The following is an 18093-nucleotide window of genomic DNA, read 5'->3' as shown; positions in this document are numbered from 1 at the left end:
CGATTGCCGCCCCAGGGCATAGTCTGGCTTGGGCAGCGCCAGCAGCTTCTGCTACAATGCGCCGCAGAATCAGCTGGCGGAATTCAGATGAAAATAGGTTTATTTTACGGCTCAACCACCTGCTACACCGAAATGGTGGCAGAAAAAATCCAGGCATTAATTGGCGCTGATGTTGTTGATTTACATAATATCAAAACGGTGCCGCTGGCGAAAATGGCTGATTATCAGCTATTAATTCTCGGGCTATCAACCTGGGACTTCGGTGAAATTCAGGAAGACTGGGAAGCGCACTGGGATGACATCAGCCAGGTGGATTTACGCGGTAAAACCATCGCCATTTATGGCATGGGCGATCAGCTTGGCTACGCTGAATGGTTTATTGATGCCGTCGGCATGCTGCACGACGCTATTGCGCCGCAACAGCCCGACCGTATTGGTTTCTGGCCCACCAGCGGTTATGACTTTATTGCTTCCAAAGCCCTGACCGATGACGGCGAGTTGTTTTACGGTTTAGCATTAGACGACGAAAACCAGTATGAACAAACTGACGAGCGGTTAAACGCCTGGGTAAGTCAGATCCTGACTGAAATTGCGGAACGGCTTTAAAAATTCAGATAAAAATCTCTTAGCAACGCTCGGTATGGCGCACTGTAGCTGCCATCATCGTTATGAATCACCAACTGTTGCTTAGCCGTCTGGCACCGCTGACGCTGCCATTGCATTAGGCGGCGTATCGGTGCTTTATCCGCCCGGCTTTGCACCTGACAGCTGGCCAGGGCAAACCAGCCCTGCTGATGCGCCAGGTGGCTGAATGTCTCTGCAGCAGCTTCTGGCAGGATCAGCGCAAAACTACCGTCTGGCGTTAACAGCTCTGCCGCTTTTGCCAGCAATAGCGGTAAGGGCAAACTGGCGGTGTGTCTGGCCTGATGACGCTTTGGATCAGCAGCTGGCAGGGCATTCTCGAAAAAAGGCGGGTTAGACACAATTAAAGCATAACGTTCAGCGGGCTGATAGGTTAGAATATCGCCTTTTAATAATTGCAGGCGACTGGCAAAGGGGCTTTGCTGGAAATTAAACTTCGCTTGCGTGGCTGCTGCCGGGTCCAGTTCAACCGCTGATATTTGTGCCAGTGGCGCGCGCTGCGCCAGCATCAGACTGATTAAACCACTGCCAGTGCCGATGTCTAAAAACGTGCACTCAGCAGCGGTAGCTGCAGTGGCTGTGGGGCTTATGCCAGAGGGCAAGCTGGCCCAGGCCCCGAGCAATAAGCCGTCAGTCCCGACTTTCATCGCGCACTGGGCATGGCCTACAAAAAATTGTTTACACTTAAAACCAGACGACATCTTCACCTCTGCCATCAGTTTACTGGCTGCCAGACCGGTTTGTCATCTGAATACTGCCATTCTGAGGAACACCTTTTATGAGCTTTGCCGATTTTCAATTCGACGACTCTATTAACCAGGCGCTGGAGCAGGCTGGCTTTACCGAGCCAACCTTAATTCAGCAACTGGCCATTCCGCCAGCGCTCGATGGCCGCGATGTACTGGCCAGCGCACCGACCGGCACCGGTAAAACACTGGCTTTTGTGTTACCGGCAATTCAGTATTTACTGGATTTCCCGCGGCGCGATCCGGGTTTCTGCCGGGTGCTGGTAATGACCCCTACCCGCGAGTTGGCATTTCAGGTTTACGAAGAATTTAAACAGCTGGCGCAATACACCAAGCTTAACGTCGGCGTGATTACCGGCGGTATTAATTATGGCAGCCATAAAGATACCCTGGAAAAAAACAATGATATTCTGGTGGCCACTCCGGGCCGGTTAACTGAGTATCTGGATGAAGAAAGCTTTCAGGCAGACGAAGTGGAAGTGCTTATTCTGGATGAAGCCGACCGGATGCTCGATATGGGCTTTATTGGCGAAATGAACCGGATAGTGCTGGAAGCACGGCGCCGGCGCCAGACCTTTTTATTCTCTGCCACCCTGGAAGGTTTGAATTTAGAGCGCTTTGCCGCGCGGGCGTTAAAAGAGCCTGAACAAATTGAAGCGGTACCGTCGCGCAAGGAAAAAGCCAAAATTCTACAGTGGCTGCATCTGGCCGATGACAACGTTCATAAACTGGCGTTGTTAACCCATATTCTGAAGCAGGAAGACGTTACCAAAGCTATCGTTTTTGTGAAAACCCGCGAGCGGCTGGCCAGCTTAACCGGTCAGCTGGAAAGCGCCGGTATTAAATGCTGCTGGTTACAAGGCGAAATGCCGCAGGATAAAAGGTTACAGGCCGTACAGCGTTTCAGTAAAGGCCAGGTGCCGGTGCTGATTGCCACGGATATCGCCGCCCGCGGCCTGGATATTGACGATATCAGCCACGTGATTAATTACGATATGCCACGCAGTGCCGATACCTACGTCCACCGGATTGGCCGCACCGGCCGGGCTGGTAAAAAAGGCACCGCGATCTCGCTGGTTGAAGCGCATGATATGGCGATGGTTGCCAAAATAGATCGTTACACCGAGCAAAAGCTGAAACGGCGGGTGATTGAGAGCCTGCGGCCAAAGCATAAAGAAGCGAAAATAGGCAAGAAGAAGAAAAAGCCCGGTAAGCTGGCGGCCAAAAAGCTGGCCAAAAAAGCGCCTAAAAAATAATCTGATCTGGCTCTGGTATTAAGCCGCTTATTCCAGCAAACCGGCGCTTTTTTGTGTCGGTTCTGCTGCATTTCTAATAAAAGCATGCTATCAATAGCAATAAATTAGGAATAATTTATTACTAAGAGGCATTAAATCATGAATAAACGCCAATTTCTGCAATCGAGCGCGCTCGCACTCACTGCATTACCGCTTGGATTATTACCTCTTAGTAGTTGTGCTGCTGTAAGCAACAAAACAATTGCCGCCAATAGCGACATTATTCTTCCCAAGAAGCTTAACCCGGGTGACACCGTGGCATTGGTCAGCCCCTCCAAAGCCACAGACGAGCGGCTGGATATTCAGATTGCCACTGAAGTGATGCAGGCGCTGGGATTTAAGGTAAAACAGGGCGAGCATCTGCAGGGTCGCCGCGGCCATCTGGCCGGCACTGATCTTGAGCGGGCCAGCGATATTAATGCCATGTTTGCTGATCCGGAGGTAAAAGCGATTATTTGCCTGCGTGGCGGCTCGGGCGCGGCCCGGCTGCTGCCGCTACTGGATTATCCGCTGATTAAACGCAACCCTAAGGTTTTGCTTGGTTATTCTGATATTACCGCGCTGCACAATGCCATTAACGCCCAGACCGGGCTGGTTACTTTTCATGGCCCTAACGGCACCGGCAGCTGGAACAGCTTTAATGCCGACCAGTTTCAGCGGGTATTTTTTCAGCGCGAACTGATGCAATATCAAAATGAGCTGAATGCCAAAGATGAATTGGTACCGCGGCAAAACCGGATTGAAACCATTACCGGCGGCAAAGTGCAGGGCCAGCTGGTTGGCGGTAACTTAACGGTGTTAACAGCATTAGCTGGCTCGCCGTATTTGCCGGACTTCAGCGGTAAAATTTTATTTTTAGAAGATGTCGAAGAAGCGCCTTACCGGGTAGACAGAATGCTCAGCACCTTAAAACTGATGGGCGCGCTTGATAAAATTGCCGGCTTTATTTTTGGTGAATGCACGGCCTGCCGGCCCGGTGGCGGTTATGGCTGGTTAACGATGGATCAGATTTTTGATGACCATATTAAACCGCTGAAGATTCCGGCCTACCGCGGGGCGATGATTGGCCATCTCAGTAAACAGTTTATTGTGCCGCACGGCGCCCCGGTAGAAATGGATGCCGACGCGGGTACTTTCCGGATGTTGAATAACGTGTTTCAGGGTTAAAAAACCGGCCCCGCAAAGCGGGGCCGTTTATTACCGCTCCCAGTAAGCCTCTTCCAGGCTATCTTCCCGCTCCGGTAAGCCTTTTGATAAGCGTGGTGCATTCTGGGCCAGAATTTCATAACTTACCCGGTTGGCATATTTACAGATCTGGGCGAAGCTTGAATACGCCAGGTACGGCATTTCATGTTTACCGGATAACGGCTGCACCTGCTTATGAAAATGATTAGCCGCCATATCGTGCAAAATGGCCGACAAGGCACCATCACCGGCCCCATTGGTATTCTGAATACGCTCCGGCCCGCCCAGATACGGATCGATATGCGAATATACCTTCAACGGCAGTTCACAGTATTTGCGTAACATCGGCCGGCTGAATTCATACTGGTTAAAATCGGCCAGACTGGCTGATTTTATCGGGTTGCTGCTCTCACGCTTTACACTTTCATCAGTATGACCACACAAATACAGGCCATCCGGCCCGGCAGTGATCAGCACCATATCGGTATGATCCAGAATAGCTTCCGCCGCTTTTAGCGGATCACTGAAACCAGTCAGCGCTTCCGCTTCCAGTTCATTCATTGCCAGCACATTTACGTAATTTTTAATGGTACTGATAATCTGCTCGCGGTTCTCTTCCACCAGATGGCGGGTACCCAGGCTCATCACTACCGGTACATCATGCACTTTGGCATCTTCCAGTGCCTTGTGCATGGCCTGTTGAATGGGCTGGCCGATGGCCCGCAGCGGATAAGCACTGACCACAAAGGCCGAGGCGGCAGCAATAATATCGGTTGGAATATAATCGGGCTCAAGCTGGTCCATATCACTGGGGTCAATGACAAAGGTCCGCTCCCCGTCCGGAGTGATCATGGTAATACCGCGGCCGATATCACCGGCCACGCCCTGCAAATGGTTCATATCCACTTTTGAGCTGGTATGACAGACATAATGGTAGGCTGGTGAACCCAGCGCAATATTGGCCGACATCACGCCAAGCAGAACTGATTTATCGTCCGCCAGTACCGAATAGTTATGAATGGTGTTGCCGATAGTACCACCGGCAAAATGATCTGATATCGCCTGCTTACTGACCAGTTCCTGATAAATGGCATTGGCTTTGGCATGTTCAACCAGATTGGATAAACCTTTCTGAATCTCATACCGGATCAGAAAATCATCGGTAACACTGGCCACGACATCAACGATGGTTTGGTCCAGGCCGACGATATAGGTATCCAGCTCAGGCCGCACTTCAAAGCTTGGCAGTTGCGGCTTTGGCTGAGACACAGGAAAGTAATGCTTAATTTTACGCAGGCCGGGAAATTTCATGCTAAAGGCTCAACAACAAACAGGTGGCTATTTTAGCAAAAATGTTGGTAAAGCCTAAGCGCCTTATTGATGCTTTGCTGAATTATTCTGACTGTTGGCGTAAAAACACCGGTTTATCGGCGCTTGAGTCCTGTTTACTGTACTGGTAACCGGCCAGATTAAAATCAGTTATCGCTTTTGGATCAGTAAGTTGCTTCTCAATGACATAGCGTGCCATCAGGCCGCGGGCTTTTTTGGCAAAAAAGCTGATAATTTTATACTGGCCGTTTTTAAAATCCTTAAATACCGGGGTTATCACTCTGGCCTGCAGCGCTTTGGGCTTAACCGCCTTAAAATATTCCTGCGATGCCAGATTCAGTAATAGCTCGGCGTTTAACTCAGTAAGTTGTCTGTTCAGATTATCGGTGATCTGCTGCTGCCAGAAGGCATATAAATCCTTGCCGGCCGGGTTGGTTAATTTAGTACCCATTTCCAGTCGGTATGGCAGCATTAAATCCAGTGGTCGCAGTACGCCATATAAGCCGCTTAAAATCCGCAGATGTTGCTGGGCAAACTGCAGCTGTTTAGTAGTCAGGCTTGCCGCATCCAGCCCCTGATAGACATCACCGTTAAACATAAATAATGCTGCTTTCGCTTCATCAGCAGTGTAGTCCTGATGCCACTGACTGAAACGGGCGGCATTTAAACCGGCCAGCTTGTCACTGATATGCATCAGCGAACCCAGCTCAGCCGGGCTGAGTTTTTTACAAATAGCCGCCAGTTCAGCTGCCTCGGGCAACAGCGCGGGCTTAGTGGTAGCCAGCTGCAGTGAAACGGGGTTTGCATCAAGATCTTTTGCCGGGGAAACAACCATCAACATAAAAATTACCTGTATTGCGAATTTATAAAAGTAAAGCAGCTGGTACGTGACGAGACACTGGTTGGCTCAAAGCCCGGCGTGACGTTGATACCAGCTTCTATTTTGCGCTACTCCAGATACAGCTCGGGTAAATCATCGGTTAAACTTGCTAACCTGCTGCGTTCTTTGGCGGTTAATGCCTTACTGTTTAACAGCTGCAATGCGCAACTGGCCAAGGGCTTTAACGCTTTGTGACCGGGCAACGCCCCCAGCACCTGGATCAGGTTTAGCGCTGTTGTGCTGTGGGCCGGACACAGTAAAAATGCACTGCGTAAGGTCTGCAACGCCGCTTTAGGCTTGTTTTCCTGCAGCTGCCCGGCGCCCTGCTGCTGCCATTGCTGCAATTGTTTACTGCTGCTGTTAAGCATAGTGGCAAAGTGCTGCACTTGCAGCCAGGGCATACTATCGCCTCGCTGGCGCCATATATCAGCGCTGGCTTTCGCCTGCTGCAATACCGCACCAGCTGCTTTAGTGTCATTGCATGCAAAGTGATACCAGGCCAAATCCAGCAAACTACTGATTGGCAAGTCGTTGTCAGCGGTGCTGACTTCGGCCATTAATGCTTCACTTTTTGCGCCATCCCCCTGCAGCAGATAACCATGGGCCAGCAAAATTTTTTGCTGGCTAGCCCCCTGGGCAGTCAGTAATTTCAATGGTACGGTTTGCAGGGTATCAAAACATTGCCTGATAAGCGGGTTGCTACCGGTCAGATCAGCTGACTGCGCCGCCCGTAAGTGGCTGCGGGCCAGCGCCAGATAGGGTTCAATATGGTCAAAAGCGGAAAACCGGTATTGTTGCAGCAGTTTTTGCCAATAGGCCGTCGCAGCCACTTCATCAGCCATTAAATGTAATAAATTGCCATAATATTGCTGATAAATATTGTCAGTAGCGTTATAGCGTAACAGTTCAAGTACCCAGTCTTTTGCCTGTGACAGCTCACCCTGAACCAATGCCAGTTGCACCAGATACGCCAGTGCTTCAGGCTTTATATCTTCCTGGTTAACCAGAGCTTGCAGTGCGGTTGCCGCCTCGTCATAGCGAGTCAGTTGCAAAAGTGCAATGGCCTGACCTAAGCGGGCCCAGCTGAAATCACGTTGCTGGCAAACAAACTGATACAAGGTCAGCGCTGACTGCCCATCACCGGCAGCCAGCATCACTTCCGCTTTTAAGCGCAAAGTTTGCAAGGTAAGGGCCGGGTATTGTTTTACTACCTCATCAGCCTGAACCAGGGCAGCCGGATAGTCTGCCGCAGCAGCCGCCTGGAAAACCTTGCGCAGGGCAATTCCGGTTTGAAACGCTTTGCCCAGCTTTTTTTCCAGCTCAACATAACTGAAGGGTTTCAGCAAATAGCAGTCCGGTTGCCCAGCTAACACACCATGTACCGGTTGGCGTACCGGTTCGGCTGACATAATGGCAAAGCAAGCGCCGTTTTTCAGCCAACCCTGTAATTTTAATTCAGTGAAAAACTGACTGCCATCTTTGCCATCACCTAACTGAAAATCCGCTAAAATAAAATCGAACGGCTGTTTTTGTGCCTGTAACAAAGCAGCACCGGCATCAGCGACAGCGGTAATTTGTTCGAAACCTATTTGTTGTAGCATACCTTTAACGGACGCACGCACAGGTTCACAGTCTTCAACCAACAACAATTTTTTAGTTTTATAGAACCGGCTTTGTAAGATCATTTGCATCCTGTGCTAAGGTGATCAGTAAACTGCGACGCTGGGCATAAATGGCGCAAAGTAGCGCTATGGCAATATAGTAATTTAGCGATACCCGTGCAATGCTTTTTCGGAAAACCAGCTGACAACTGGTCTTTTTGTAGTAATATTCCTACATTTATTGCCTGAAATCGTTAACAACCCTAGAATGCTTCAAAAAAATGGTAATTAAACAATATGAGTGATTTATTAAGCCAACTTAAAGCCGTCACCACCGTCGTGGTAGACAGTGGTGATTTAGGTGCAATTGAACAGTTCCGGCCGGTAGATGCCACCACTAACCCGTCACTATTACTTAATGCCAGTCAGCTTGATTTTGCCAGGCCCATGCTGGCCAGTGCCATCAGTTATGCCAGGGCCCATGCCAGTGATCAGGCAGCCACACTGGAGCTGGCATGTGATAAATTTGCGGTGGATGTCGGTACCGCGATCAGTAAGCTGGTGCCTGGCCGGGTATCGACCGAAGTGGATGCCCGCTTATCATTTGATACCGAAGCCACGGTCGCCAAAGCCCTGCAACTGATAGAGCTGTATCAGCAAAACGGGATCAGTACCGAACGGATCCTGATTAAAATAGCCTCTACCTGGGAAGGCATCCAGGCAGCCAGGCAGCTAGAGCAGCAAGGGATCCAGTGCAACCTTACCCTGCTGTTTCATATGGCCCAGGCCCGCGCATGCGCCGAGGCAGGTGCTTACCTTATTTCGCCTTTTGTCGGTCGTATTCTCGATTGGTACAAAGCCAATACCAAGCAGGACTATACCGCCGAAACCGATCCGGGCGTGTTGTCGGTACGGGATATTTATCATTTTTACAAAGAGCATGGTTACCCTACCGTGGTTATGGGCGCCAGTTTCCGTAATACCGGCGAAGTGCTGGCGCTGGCCGGCTGTGACCGGCTGACCATCAGCCCTGCTTTATTGGATGAGCTGAGCAAACAAAACGGTACTCTTGAGGTAAAACTGGTTGATGGTGGCGCAAAAACGGTCAAGCCAGCGGCGCTGAGTGAGAGTGAGTTCCGCTGGATGCTGAATGAAGATGCCATGGCAACTGAAAAGCTGGCGGAAGGGATCCGGAAATTTGCGGTAGACCAGCGCAAGCTGGAGCAGTTAATTGCCGGACAACTGTAACGACAGACACTAGTGAACGTATTGGCAGCAGAACAGGAGTACGACATGTCAGGCAACGTTATTGATCGTCTGAGCCCGCTGAGCTCACTTGCTACACAAAGCGGTAATTTACGCGACGCATTTAAACAGGATGCCCGACGGGCAGAGCGTTACAGCACCTCAGCCTGTGGTATTACCCTGGATTATGCCAAAAACCTGATTAATGACACCAGCTGGCAGGCGCTGCAGCAACTCGCCGTTGACAGTGATATCAGTAAGTTGCGAAAGCAAATGCTTGAAGGTGCCGCGATAAACAATACCGAGCAACGCGCGGTCTGGCATACCAGGCTGCGCCAGCAGGATGTCAGTGGTCTGATGCTGGATGGCGAAGACATTGGTCAACAAATCAGCGACTGCCGGGCCAGAATGGCGGCGCTGATAGATACCTTGCATCAACAGCAATATCTGGGTTATCAGGGCAGCGCCATTACTGATCTGATTTGGGTAGGTATAGGCGGCTCGTTACTGGGGCCACAGATGGCTGTTGAAGCACTGATCCCTTATCACTGCAGCCCGGTTAAGCTGCATTTTGCCGGCAATATTGACGGTGCTGTGGTCAGCGATATCCTCGCCGGATTAAACCCTGCTACTACCCTGGTGGTGGTAGCATCAAAATCGTTTGGCACCGAAGAAACCAAACAAAATGCATTGGCTATCCGCCAGTGGTTTACCGCACATGGTGCAGATAAAAAGGCCATTGCTCATCACTTCTGGGCAACGTCATCTAATATTGCGGCCGCCGCCGAATTTGGCATTGAACAGAAAAACATTCTGCCGATGTGGGACTGGGTTGGCGGCAGGTATTCGCTATGGTCCGCCATTGGCTTGCCAGTAGCCCTGATGATAGGCAACCAGCAGTTTAACCAGCTGTTAGCCGGTGCGGCAGCGATGGACCAGCATTTTTTCAATGCGCCTTTTACCGAGAATATGCCGGTTATTCTGGCTTTACTCGGCATCTGGTATATTAACGGCCATCATTGTCAAGCTCAGGCTCTGCTGCCCTACAGCCATTACTTACGCCTGCTACCTTCTTATGTGCAGCAACTGGATATGGAAAGTAATGGCAAAAGGGTCGGTCGTGACGGTACCGCCTTACCCTATGCGACCGCGCCGGTTATTTGGGGCGATGCCGGCACCAACGGTCAGCATGCCTATCACCAGCTGTTGCATCAAAGTGCGCAGGCAGTGCCGGCCGACTTTATTCTGCCGCTAAAAGTAAAACACCCGCTGCAGGATCAGCATATCCGGCTGGCAGCGCACTGCTTTGCCCAGACGCAGGCGTTAATGCAGGGCAAAACGCTGCAGGAAGCAACGGCTGAATGTCTGGCCCAGGGCATGAACGAACAGCAGGCAAAAGCCCTGGCACCACATAAAGTGTCGCCGGGCAATAAGCCCAGCAATACCCTACTGCTGCCCGAGTTATCACCTTACTATTTAGGGGCTCTGATAGCGCTGTACGAACATAAAGTATTCTGTCAGGGAGCGATCTGGCAGCTGAACAGTTTTGATCAATGGGGAGTGGAGCTTGGCAAGCAGTTATCCGGGCCAATTTATCAGGCATTGGCAGGAAATAGCAGCCATAACGCTGCAGGTTCTGCTTTTGATAGTTCAACAGCGGAACTGATGCAACGTTTTTTAGCCGCGCAGGATTAAACAGCAGATTACTCGCACTGCATGCTGCAGTGGATAACCATCGCCAACATTATCGTGTTATTGATCAATTTCAACTCAGCTTATAACAAGGCACCTGATTAGAGGTGCCTTGTTAAACTGGTTACTTCTGAGGCGGGTGAGTTTGGCTAATGCTGCGTCGGTCTTCGCATATTTCATTTGCTAAGTTCTGCCACCTATCAGAGATTTTAGAAACTTTTAAGGTCAAATCCACGTTGGCTCAGATAATCAGTAAGTCCATAAACTCATTAACCGCTAATTTTTCAAACGCCGCTTTGTCATTACAAATGCCGACAATGGCTTTCGCCCGCTTAGCTGGAAACCGGGTTTTTACATTGCGCGCAAATTTAGCTTGTAACAATGGAATACCCTCTGCCCTTCGAAATTTATGTCCAAGCGGATACGCCACGGCTACCTTTTCAGTACTGCTACCATCTTTAAAAAAAACTTGTACAGCATTGGCTATACTACGCTTGTTTGGATCAAGATAGTCTTTCGTATACTGCGGGTCTTCAGCGACCCGCATTTTTTCTCTTAACGCATCAATGCGGCTATCCATTGCAACCTCATCTTCATAAGAATCTGCATTTAAATCGCCAAATAATAGCCCTATTGCCACCATGTATTGCAAACAGTGATCGCGATCGGCAGGGTTATGCAATGCTCCTTGTTTGCTGATAATCCGAATGGCAGATTGGTGTGTTGTTAATTCAATACGATCAATATTGGCCAAACAATTAACCACAGCGGGATGCAATTTAATGGCGCACTCTATCGCGGTCTGAGCATGAAACTCTGCAGGAAAAGAAATTTTAAATAACACGTTATCCATTACATATTCACCATAAGGCCGGGGTAACGTAAAGGCTTTACTGTTGAATAATACCTGATAAAAACCCCAGGTCTTTGTGCTTAACACGCTGGGATAGCCCATTTCACCAGAGAGAGTCATCATGGCTAAACGTACTGCACGACTGGTGGCATCGCCGGCAGCCCACGACTTACGTGAACCGGTATTGGGCGTATGCCGGTAGGTGCGTAAGCTTTGACCATCGACCAATGCCTGGGACAGCGCCGCCATAATATCGGACCGGCCCCCACCCAACAGTTGGGTCACCACCGCAGTAGAGGCAATTTTAACTAAAACAACATGATCCAGCCCAACCCGATTGAAACTATTTTCCAGCGCCAGGACGCCTTGAATTTCGTGTGCTTTAATCATCGCTGCCAGCACGTCTTTCATGCATAAAGGTTTGTGACCGCGGGCTAACCGTTGACGGGACACATAATCAGCTACGGCTAAAATGCCACCCACATTGTCTGATGGATGGCCCCACTCAGCCGCTAACCAGGTATCATTAAAATCTAACCAGCGAATACTACACCCTATATCAAACGCGGCTTTAATCGGATCCAGTTCAAATTGTGTCCCTGGAACCCGGGCGCCGTTAGGTACTAACGTCCCCGCCACAATCGGGCCGAGATGTTTAGCGCACTCCGGGTATCGTAACGCTAAAAAACCGCACCCCAGCGTATCCATTAAACAAAAACGGGCAGTGTCATACAGGGTGTCATCTACAATCTGATAGTCGGTGACGTAACCGGCAATATCACTGATGGGGCGGTCATAATCGGGTTTGCTATTTGATTCTGCATTCGTATTCATCCGTGACTCCAATGAATGGTTGTCCACTTATGGAACAGGGTATCAAACACCCTTAAGCCAACTTATGTAAGCGCAGTAGTATAGCTCGTCATACACGCCTTTGCTGCGGTTGGTAATAACGGTACTGCCAACATTAAACTTTAACCGTCAGGGTCAAACCTTCAGTGTCACGCCTCATGGGATGCCCCACTTGATTCTGCTGCTTCCCAAGACAAGGCGCTTTGATTCACAGCAATACCCAACGTTTTGTTGCAGCAAAAAGGTTTTTTCTATCTGCCTCCGTCGTTTGGTTAACCCGACAAAAATCGACTACGCTTCTAGTTAAAGATATTTCCCTCTGCCCGTATCGTGACGTAACCGGCAACTGCCAGCGAACCCAGCCAGACAGGAGGACATACTATTAACGCTAAACATTCTGATAGCAGCAGCCAGCAAGACACCGGGAACAATAAGGCCGTATCGGCAAAGCAGACAGAACCGAAACCGGTGGTATTGATCACCGGTTCAGGGGGTAGCATTGGTTCAGCCCTGGCAGACAGTCTGCGGCCGGATTATCAGGTTGTCGGTATGGACAGGGATGAGGCTGAAAACACTCTGGTCGCTGATCTGACGTCTGCAGACTCACTGGCACTGGCATTTCATCATTTCCGTGAACAATACGGCGAACATATAGCTGCAGTCATTCATCTGGCTGCCTATTTTGATTTCACCGGCGAGCAATCGCCGCTGTATGACGAAGTCAATGTCAAAGGTTCAGAAAAACTACTGGCCGCGTTGACTGACTTTAAAGTGGAACGATTTATTTATTCCGGAACCATGCTGGTCCATCAGCCGGTGACTCCGGGTGATAAAGTCAGCGAGGCGACGCCAATAGCACCCAAATGGGCCTACCCGCAATCAAAAGCAGCGACGGAGGCCACTATTCGTCAGCATCGTAACGGCATTCCCTGCACATTTTTGCATCTGGCCGGCCTGTATAGCGATCATAACGCCGTGCCGACCCTGAGCCATCAGATAGCCCGCATTTACGAAAGGGACCTGAAATCTCACTTATATGCGGGCGATCTGGATGCCGGCCAGTCGTATATTCACCAGGACGATATGATAGCGCTGTTCAGGCGCTGCGTAGAGCGGCGTAACGAGTTACCCGAGGACTGCACTATTCTGGCAGGCGAAGCAGAAACGCTAAGCTACAGCGCGCTGCAGGACCAGCTCGGCAAGTTAATTCACGGTGAGCAAAGCTGGCATACTATCAGTTTGCCGCAGCCGGTCGCTAAAGCCGGTGCCTGGCTGCAGCTGAAAGCCGAGCCTGTGGTACCTGATGCAATCGATCATGGCGAACCGCCCTTTATCCGGCCGTTTCTAATCGAACTGGCATCCGATCATTATGCGCTCGATATCAGCCGCGCCCGTCAGCTACTGGACTGGCAACCGCGCCATAGCCTCAGCGATGTGCTGCCGCAAATGGTCAAACAACTGAAAAAAGACCCGCTGGCCTGGTATCAGGACAATGGCATCCGCCCGCCCGACTGGCTGAAAGAAGCAGAAGAGCTTACCGACAATCCGGAAACTTTGCGTAAACGCCACGAACGCTGGTACCGCCAGGAATACAGCCGTAACCTGTGGGGCCCGATGTTTAATATTGGCCTGGGGGCCTGGTTAATTGGCTCTGTTCCGCGCCTTAATTATCAGTCTGACGCCCAGATTTACAGTGATTTAATCTCAGGTCTTTTGCTGATGATTGTGGCAACACTATCATTATCATGGCGACTGCCTGCTACCCGCTGGGCCAGTGCGGCTATCGGCTGCTGGGTGCTCACTGCACCACTGTGGTTCTGGACACCAGAGCCTGCGGTGTATTTAAACAGCACCATTATCGGATCCATGGTGATAGCCTTCTCAGTGTTATTACGTCCGGCTCCCGGGGTATCGCCGGTGGCCGTGATGACCGGCCCCGACATTCCTCCCGGCTGGTCTTATTCGCCGTCAACCTGGTATCAGCGGCTACCCATTATTATTCTGGCTTTTATTGGCTTTTTTATCTCTGCCTATATGGCAGCCTATCAGCTGGGCCATATTGATGCCATCTGGGATCCGTTTTTTGCCGGTGCCATTGCCGGTGATGGTAAAAATGGTACCGCTGAAATTATCACCTCTTCAGTGTCAGAAGCCTGGCCGGTGCCCGATGCCGGCGCTGGCGCGCTGGTGTATCTGTTCGAGATACTGGTGGGGCTGGCAGGCTCTCGCCAGCGCTGGCGTACTATGCCCTGGCTGGTGATCCTGTTTGGCTTTCTGATTGTGCCAATGGGTGTGGTCTCCATTACCTTTATTATTATCCAGCCTATTATCCTTAATACCTGGTGCACCCTGTGTCTGATTGCCGCCACGGTCATGCTGTTGCAAATTCCATTTTCACTGGATGAGCTGATTGCGACCTGTCAGTTTCTGAAGCGCCGTAAACAGCAGGGACAGTCTGTACTGCGGGTATTTTTTGTCGGCGACACCGATGACGATGATGGCAGACGGGATCACGATGACTTTGCCGATTCGCCTAAGCACATTATTCAGGCCGTTTTCGGTGGCGGTGTGCGCTGGTGGTGTCCCGGACTGCTTATCTGCATTGTGCTGGGAGCCTTGTTGATGTTCAGCCGACTCCTGCTTGGCGTGGAAGGCGCTATGGCAGATGCCCATCATCTGCTGGGCGCGCTGTTAATCACCATTTCGGTGATTGCCCTGGCAGAGAGTGGTCGCGCGCTGCGGTTTATTAACCTGTTTCTGGCGCTTGCATTGATGATTTGTGCCTTTGTTATTCCGACCAGCACCAGTAGTGTTATTGCCAGTTTACTGGCTACCGTGCTGATTATGGCAGCCAGCATCCCGAAAGGACCAGTACAAAGCCAATATGGCCGCTGGTCACGGCTGATTGTCTGATATTTTTCCGACACAACGGAGGATAGTTTTATGAGTGAACAACTCAATAGAAATACCATTAACGAACTGATGAAAATTAAAGATACGGTTTGCCTGTCATTGTATATGCCGACCCACCGCAGCTTTCCTCAGCGTAATGAAAATCCGATTTTGTTCAAAAATCTGGTAGCGCAATTATCAGAAAAACTGCAGCAGCAGTATCCTGATGCCGATCATGCCAAACTGATGCAGGGCTTTGAAAAACTGCAGGATGATGAGGAGTTCTGGCAGCATCCGCAAAACAGTCTGGCAGTGTTTGCAGCCGATGGTTTTTTTAAAGTGCTGCAGCTGGAACAGCCAGTGGCAGGGCGCACCTTTGTCTGCGATCATCCTTATATCTCGCCGCTAATCCGGCTGAGTCAGACTACGGAAAACTATCAGGTATTATGTTTAAGTCGTGACAGCATCCGTTTGTTTGCAGGTAACCGCGATACGATAAATGAAATATCGCTTCACCCTGATGTGCCGACAACCAAAGAACAGGCTTTAGGGCATCAACTTACCCCCTCTGACCAGACAGGCTATCATCAGGGTTTTGGTGCGACCAGCGATCGCGGCGATCCCTACGCCCACGAGTCAGGTGGCAACGATAAGCAGCAAGAAATAGACATTGACCGTCAGCGCTACTTCCGGGCGGTCGATAAAGCCATTACCGAGCATCACTCCCAACCTTCGGAATTGCCCCTGATTTTAGCAGCGTTGCCGGAAAACCAGGGCTTTTTCCGCGAAGTCAGTCACAACCCTAATTTGCTGGCGGACGGTGTCACTGTTGATTTAAGCGACCTGGACACTAACAAATTGCGGCAGCAGTGCTGGCAGCTTATGGCAGAGTCGTACCAGCAGAAAATTGACGACATGCTGCAACAGTACAACCAGTCAGCAAATCAGGGGTTGGCCTCCAATAAACTGGCTGACATTGAACAGGCTGCAAAAATAGGCCGGATTGCCACTTTACTGGTCGGCAAAGACCGGCTTGACGTGGCAAAAGTAGATAAGTACCACGCCAGCAACGAGCATCCGGATTTACTGGAAGAACTGGTACTGAAAGTCATCCAGCAAGGTGGGGACGTGATGGTCATCCCGGCTGAACGTCTGCCCGATCAGAGCGAAGCGGCTGCAATTTACCGTTTTGAGTTAGCAGGCACGGAATGACGGCATCTTGCCCGGGCAGCAATGCTGTCCGGGTAGCGCTGCTGCACAAATAGCGCCGCAGCACAGATAGCGCCGCGGCACAGATAGTGCCATTGCCACCACTTTATTTATGCTGCGCCATTGATCCCCCCTGCCAAGTCCCTTAGACTTCTGAACATCTATTTGCAGGCTGGCAGCTTGCCGGAGGTAACGCGTTGCAACCTTTGCCCAAACTCAATTTACAATCCAAAGTTAGTGCTGATGAATGGCAGTTGCGGCTGGACTTAGCTGCCTGTTACCGGTTGGCAGAGCATCATCGCTGGGGCGATTTAATTTATACTCACTTATCAGCGCGGCTGCCCGGCACCGACCATTATTTAGTGAATGCCTTTGGCCTGACCTTTGATGAAGTCACCGCCTCTAATCTGGTAAAGGTCGATTTAGACGGCAATATTCTGGACGACACGCCGTTTCAGATTAACCCGGCGGGTTTTACCATTCACAGTGCTATTCATGAAGTTCGGCCTGACGCCCATTGTGTGATTCATCTGCATACCAAAGAAACCATCGCCGTTGCCACTCAGCAGCAAGGCCTGCTGCCGCTAAGCCAATACGCGATGTTTTCCTTAGGCTCGCTGGCCTATCATCAGTATGAAGGCTTAGCAGTTAACCAGGATGAGAAAGCCCGGCTGCAGGCCGATTTAGGCCAGCACAACCATATGTTGCTGGTAAACCACGGTGGTTTAACCGTAGGCCCCACCGTTGGCGATGCCTTTATGCGCTTTTACGATTTGCAGCGCGCCTGTGAAATTCAGCTGGCGCTGCAGGCCAGCGGCCAGCCGGTCATTCAGGTACCGCAACCGATAGTCGACAACATCAGCAACCAAGCCAATGTAGTCCACAGTGGCAGCACCGGCGGTCAGTTAGCCTGGCCAGCGATGCTCCGTAAAGCCTACCGGCTTGATCCCGGTTTTGCTCAGTAGCCGTCCGCGGCCAAACAGGAGTCTCAATGAAAGTTACCCGCGTTGAAGTATTTGATATTTATTGTCCGGATCGTCCGGCATGGACCCCGGTTTTTGTCAGAATTCATACTGATGAAGGTATCAGCGGCGTCGGTGAAGCCGGCCTGGCCTATGATTTAGGCCACAGTGCGGCGGCAGCCATGATAAAGGAAATGGCCGAAGCGTTTTTAATTGGCCATGATCCGTTTCAAACCGAAAAGCTCTGGTCACGGATGCTGCGTGAAAGCTTCTGGGGCCTGGGCGGCGGCCCGGTAATTTATTCAGCGATGAGCGCTATCGATACGGCTTTGTGGGATATAAAAGGCAAGGCGCTGAACCTGCCGGTGTATCAGTTACTCGGTGGCAAAGTTAACGACAAGTTGCGTACTTACGCTTCACAACTGCAGTTTGACTGGGGCCCGGAATTTAAAGCGCTGGTGCACCCCGAGCAGTATGCTGAAGCAGCCTTAAAAGCCATTGCGGAGGGCTATGATGCGGTAAAAGTTGACCCTATTCAGTACGATAAAGACGGCAATACCTACTACGACCGCACCAATATTATCTCCCGCACGGAAATGAAGCTGTACCGCGCCAGAATGCAAGCTATCCGCGATGCGGTCGGCGACGAAGTCGATATTATTTTTGAATGCCACAGCTTGCCGGGTGCCACTTCGGCGATTCAGATTGGC

Annotated in this window: 13 protein-coding genes and 1 pseudogene; 9 read left to right on the top strand and 5 right to left on the bottom strand. The window is 50.7% G+C overall.

Going from position 1 to position 18093, the window contains the following annotated elements:
• The first annotated feature begins 87 nt into the window (after positions 1–87).
• Complete coding sequence (gene fldB, locus R3187_RS14530; protein WP_318967778.1) at positions 88–606, top strand: flavodoxin FldB; 519 nt, start codon at positions 88–90, stop codon at positions 604–606.
• Here fldB and R3187_RS14525 read toward each other — a convergent pair.
• Complete coding sequence (locus R3187_RS14525) at positions 603–1343, bottom strand: tRNA1(Val) (adenine(37)-N6)-methyltransferase (protein ID WP_318967777.1); 741 nt, start codon at positions 1341–1343, stop codon at positions 603–605. The genes fldB and R3187_RS14525 overlap by 4 nt on opposite strands.
• 77 nt (positions 1344–1420) lie before the next feature.
• Here R3187_RS14525 and srmB point away from each other — a divergent pair, with 77 nt between their 5' ends.
• Positions 1421–2644: an ATP-dependent RNA helicase SrmB gene (gene srmB, locus R3187_RS14520; protein WP_318967776.1), complete on the top strand. Its 1224-nt coding sequence runs from the start codon at positions 1421–1423 to the stop codon at positions 2642–2644.
• A 138-nt stretch (positions 2645–2782) separates the two neighbouring features.
• Positions 2783–3850 carry an LD-carboxypeptidase gene (locus tag R3187_RS14515; RefSeq protein WP_318967775.1) on the top strand — a complete coding sequence of 356 codons (1068 nt, stop codon included), beginning with the start codon at positions 2783–2785 and terminating at the stop codon, positions 3848–3850.
• Positions 3851–3880: 30 nt separating this feature from the next.
• On the opposite strand, the gene R3187_RS14510 is transcribed toward R3187_RS14515, so the two are convergent.
• From R3187_RS14510 to R3187_RS14500, 3 genes are all read right to left on the bottom strand, one after another.
• Entirely contained in the window at positions 3881–5179 is a 1299-nt protein-coding gene (locus R3187_RS14510; RefSeq protein ID WP_318967774.1) for an inosine/guanosine kinase, read from the bottom strand.
• Between the two features lie 82 nt (positions 5180–5261).
• Positions 5262–6038, bottom strand: coding sequence for a peroxide stress protein YaaA (gene yaaA, locus R3187_RS14505; RefSeq protein WP_318967773.1), 777 nt, complete (start codon positions 6036–6038; stop codon positions 5262–5264).
• Between the two features lie 107 nt (positions 6039–6145).
• A complete protein-coding gene (locus R3187_RS14500) occupies positions 6146–7762 on the bottom strand; it encodes a response regulator (RefSeq protein ID WP_318967772.1) in 1617 nt (538 codons plus the stop codon).
• A gap of 213 nt (positions 7763–7975) precedes the next feature.
• On the opposite strand from R3187_RS14500, the gene tal reads away from it, so the two are divergent.
• Both tal and pgi read left to right on the top strand, forming a co-directional pair.
• The gene (gene tal, locus R3187_RS14495; RefSeq protein ID WP_318967771.1) at positions 7976–8926 is read left to right on the top strand and encodes a transaldolase; all 951 of its coding nucleotides are present in this window, start codon (positions 7976–7978) and stop codon (positions 8924–8926) included.
• Between the two features lie 45 nt (positions 8927–8971).
• Positions 8972–10618, top strand: a complete 1647-nt coding sequence (pgi, locus tag R3187_RS14490; RefSeq protein WP_318967770.1) for a glucose-6-phosphate isomerase — start codon at positions 8972–8974, stop codon at positions 10616–10618.
• A gap of 238 nt (positions 10619–10856) precedes the next feature.
• On the opposite strand, the gene R3187_RS14485 is transcribed toward pgi, so the two are convergent.
• Positions 10857–12302, bottom strand: a complete 1446-nt coding sequence (locus R3187_RS14485; RefSeq protein WP_318967769.1) for a bifunctional 2-methylcitrate dehydratase/aconitate hydratase — start codon at positions 12300–12302, stop codon at positions 10857–10859.
• Positions 12303–12788: 486 nt separating this feature from the next.
• Here R3187_RS14485 and R3187_RS14480 point away from each other — a divergent pair, with 486 nt between their 5' ends.
• The 4 genes and pseudogenes from R3187_RS14480 to R3187_RS14465 all read left to right on the top strand — a co-directional run.
• On the top strand, positions 12789–15233 hold the full coding sequence (locus tag R3187_RS14480; RefSeq protein WP_318967768.1) for a vitamin K epoxide reductase family protein: 2445 nt from the start codon (positions 12789–12791) through the stop codon (positions 15231–15233).
• 30 nt (positions 15234–15263) lie between these two features.
• Positions 15264–16424 (top strand): hypothetical protein, encoded by a 1161-nt coding sequence (locus R3187_RS14475; RefSeq protein WP_318967767.1) that lies wholly within the window; start codon positions 15264–15266, stop codon positions 16422–16424.
• 194 nt (positions 16425–16618) lie between these two features.
• Complete coding sequence (locus R3187_RS14470; RefSeq protein WP_318967766.1) at positions 16619–17386, top strand: class II aldolase/adducin family protein; 768 nt, start codon at positions 16619–16621, stop codon at positions 17384–17386.
• Between the two features lie 26 nt (positions 17387–17412).
• A pseudogene (locus tag R3187_RS14465) lies at positions 17413–18093 on the top strand (mandelate racemase/muconate lactonizing enzyme family protein); the annotation flags it as partial.

Origin of the sequence: Arsukibacterium sp., from assembly GCF_033721375.1 — a bacterium.
Taxonomy (GTDB): domain Bacteria; phylum Pseudomonadota; class Gammaproteobacteria; order Enterobacterales; family Alteromonadaceae; genus Alishewanella.
This window is presented reverse-complemented; position numbering and strand designations above follow the sequence as displayed.

Bases quoted from the DNA above. Each gene is read 5' to 3' on its own strand.
- fldB (WP_318967778.1), top strand. From the start codon at position 88: ATGAAAATAGGTTTATTTTACGGCTCAACCACCTGCTACACCGAAATG.
- R3187_RS14525 (WP_318967777.1), bottom strand. From the start codon at position 1,343: ATGTCGTCTGGTTTTAAGTGTAAACAATTTTTTGTAGGCCATGCCCAG.
- srmB (WP_318967776.1), top strand. From the start codon at position 1,421: ATGAGCTTTGCCGATTTTCAATTCGACGACTCTATTAACCAGGCGCTG.
- R3187_RS14515 (WP_318967775.1), top strand. From the start codon at position 2,783: ATGAATAAACGCCAATTTCTGCAATCGAGCGCGCTCGCACTCACTGCA.
- R3187_RS14510 (WP_318967774.1), bottom strand. From the start codon at position 5,179: ATGAAATTTCCCGGCCTGCGTAAAATTAAGCATTACTTTCCTGTGTCT.
- yaaA (WP_318967773.1), bottom strand. From the start codon at position 6,038: ATGTTGATGGTTGTTTCCCCGGCAAAAGATCTTGATGCAAACCCCGTT.
- R3187_RS14500 (WP_318967772.1), bottom strand. From the start codon at position 7,762: ATGATCTTACAAAGCCGGTTCTATAAAACTAAAAAATTGTTGTTGGTT.
- tal (WP_318967771.1), top strand. From the start codon at position 7,976: ATGAGTGATTTATTAAGCCAACTTAAAGCCGTCACCACCGTCGTGGTA.
- pgi (WP_318967770.1), top strand. From the start codon at position 8,972: ATGTCAGGCAACGTTATTGATCGTCTGAGCCCGCTGAGCTCACTTGCT.
- R3187_RS14485 (WP_318967769.1), bottom strand. From the start codon at position 12,302: ATGAATACGAATGCAGAATCAAATAGCAAACCCGATTATGACCGCCCC.
- R3187_RS14475 (WP_318967767.1), top strand. From the start codon at position 15,264: ATGAGTGAACAACTCAATAGAAATACCATTAACGAACTGATGAAAATT.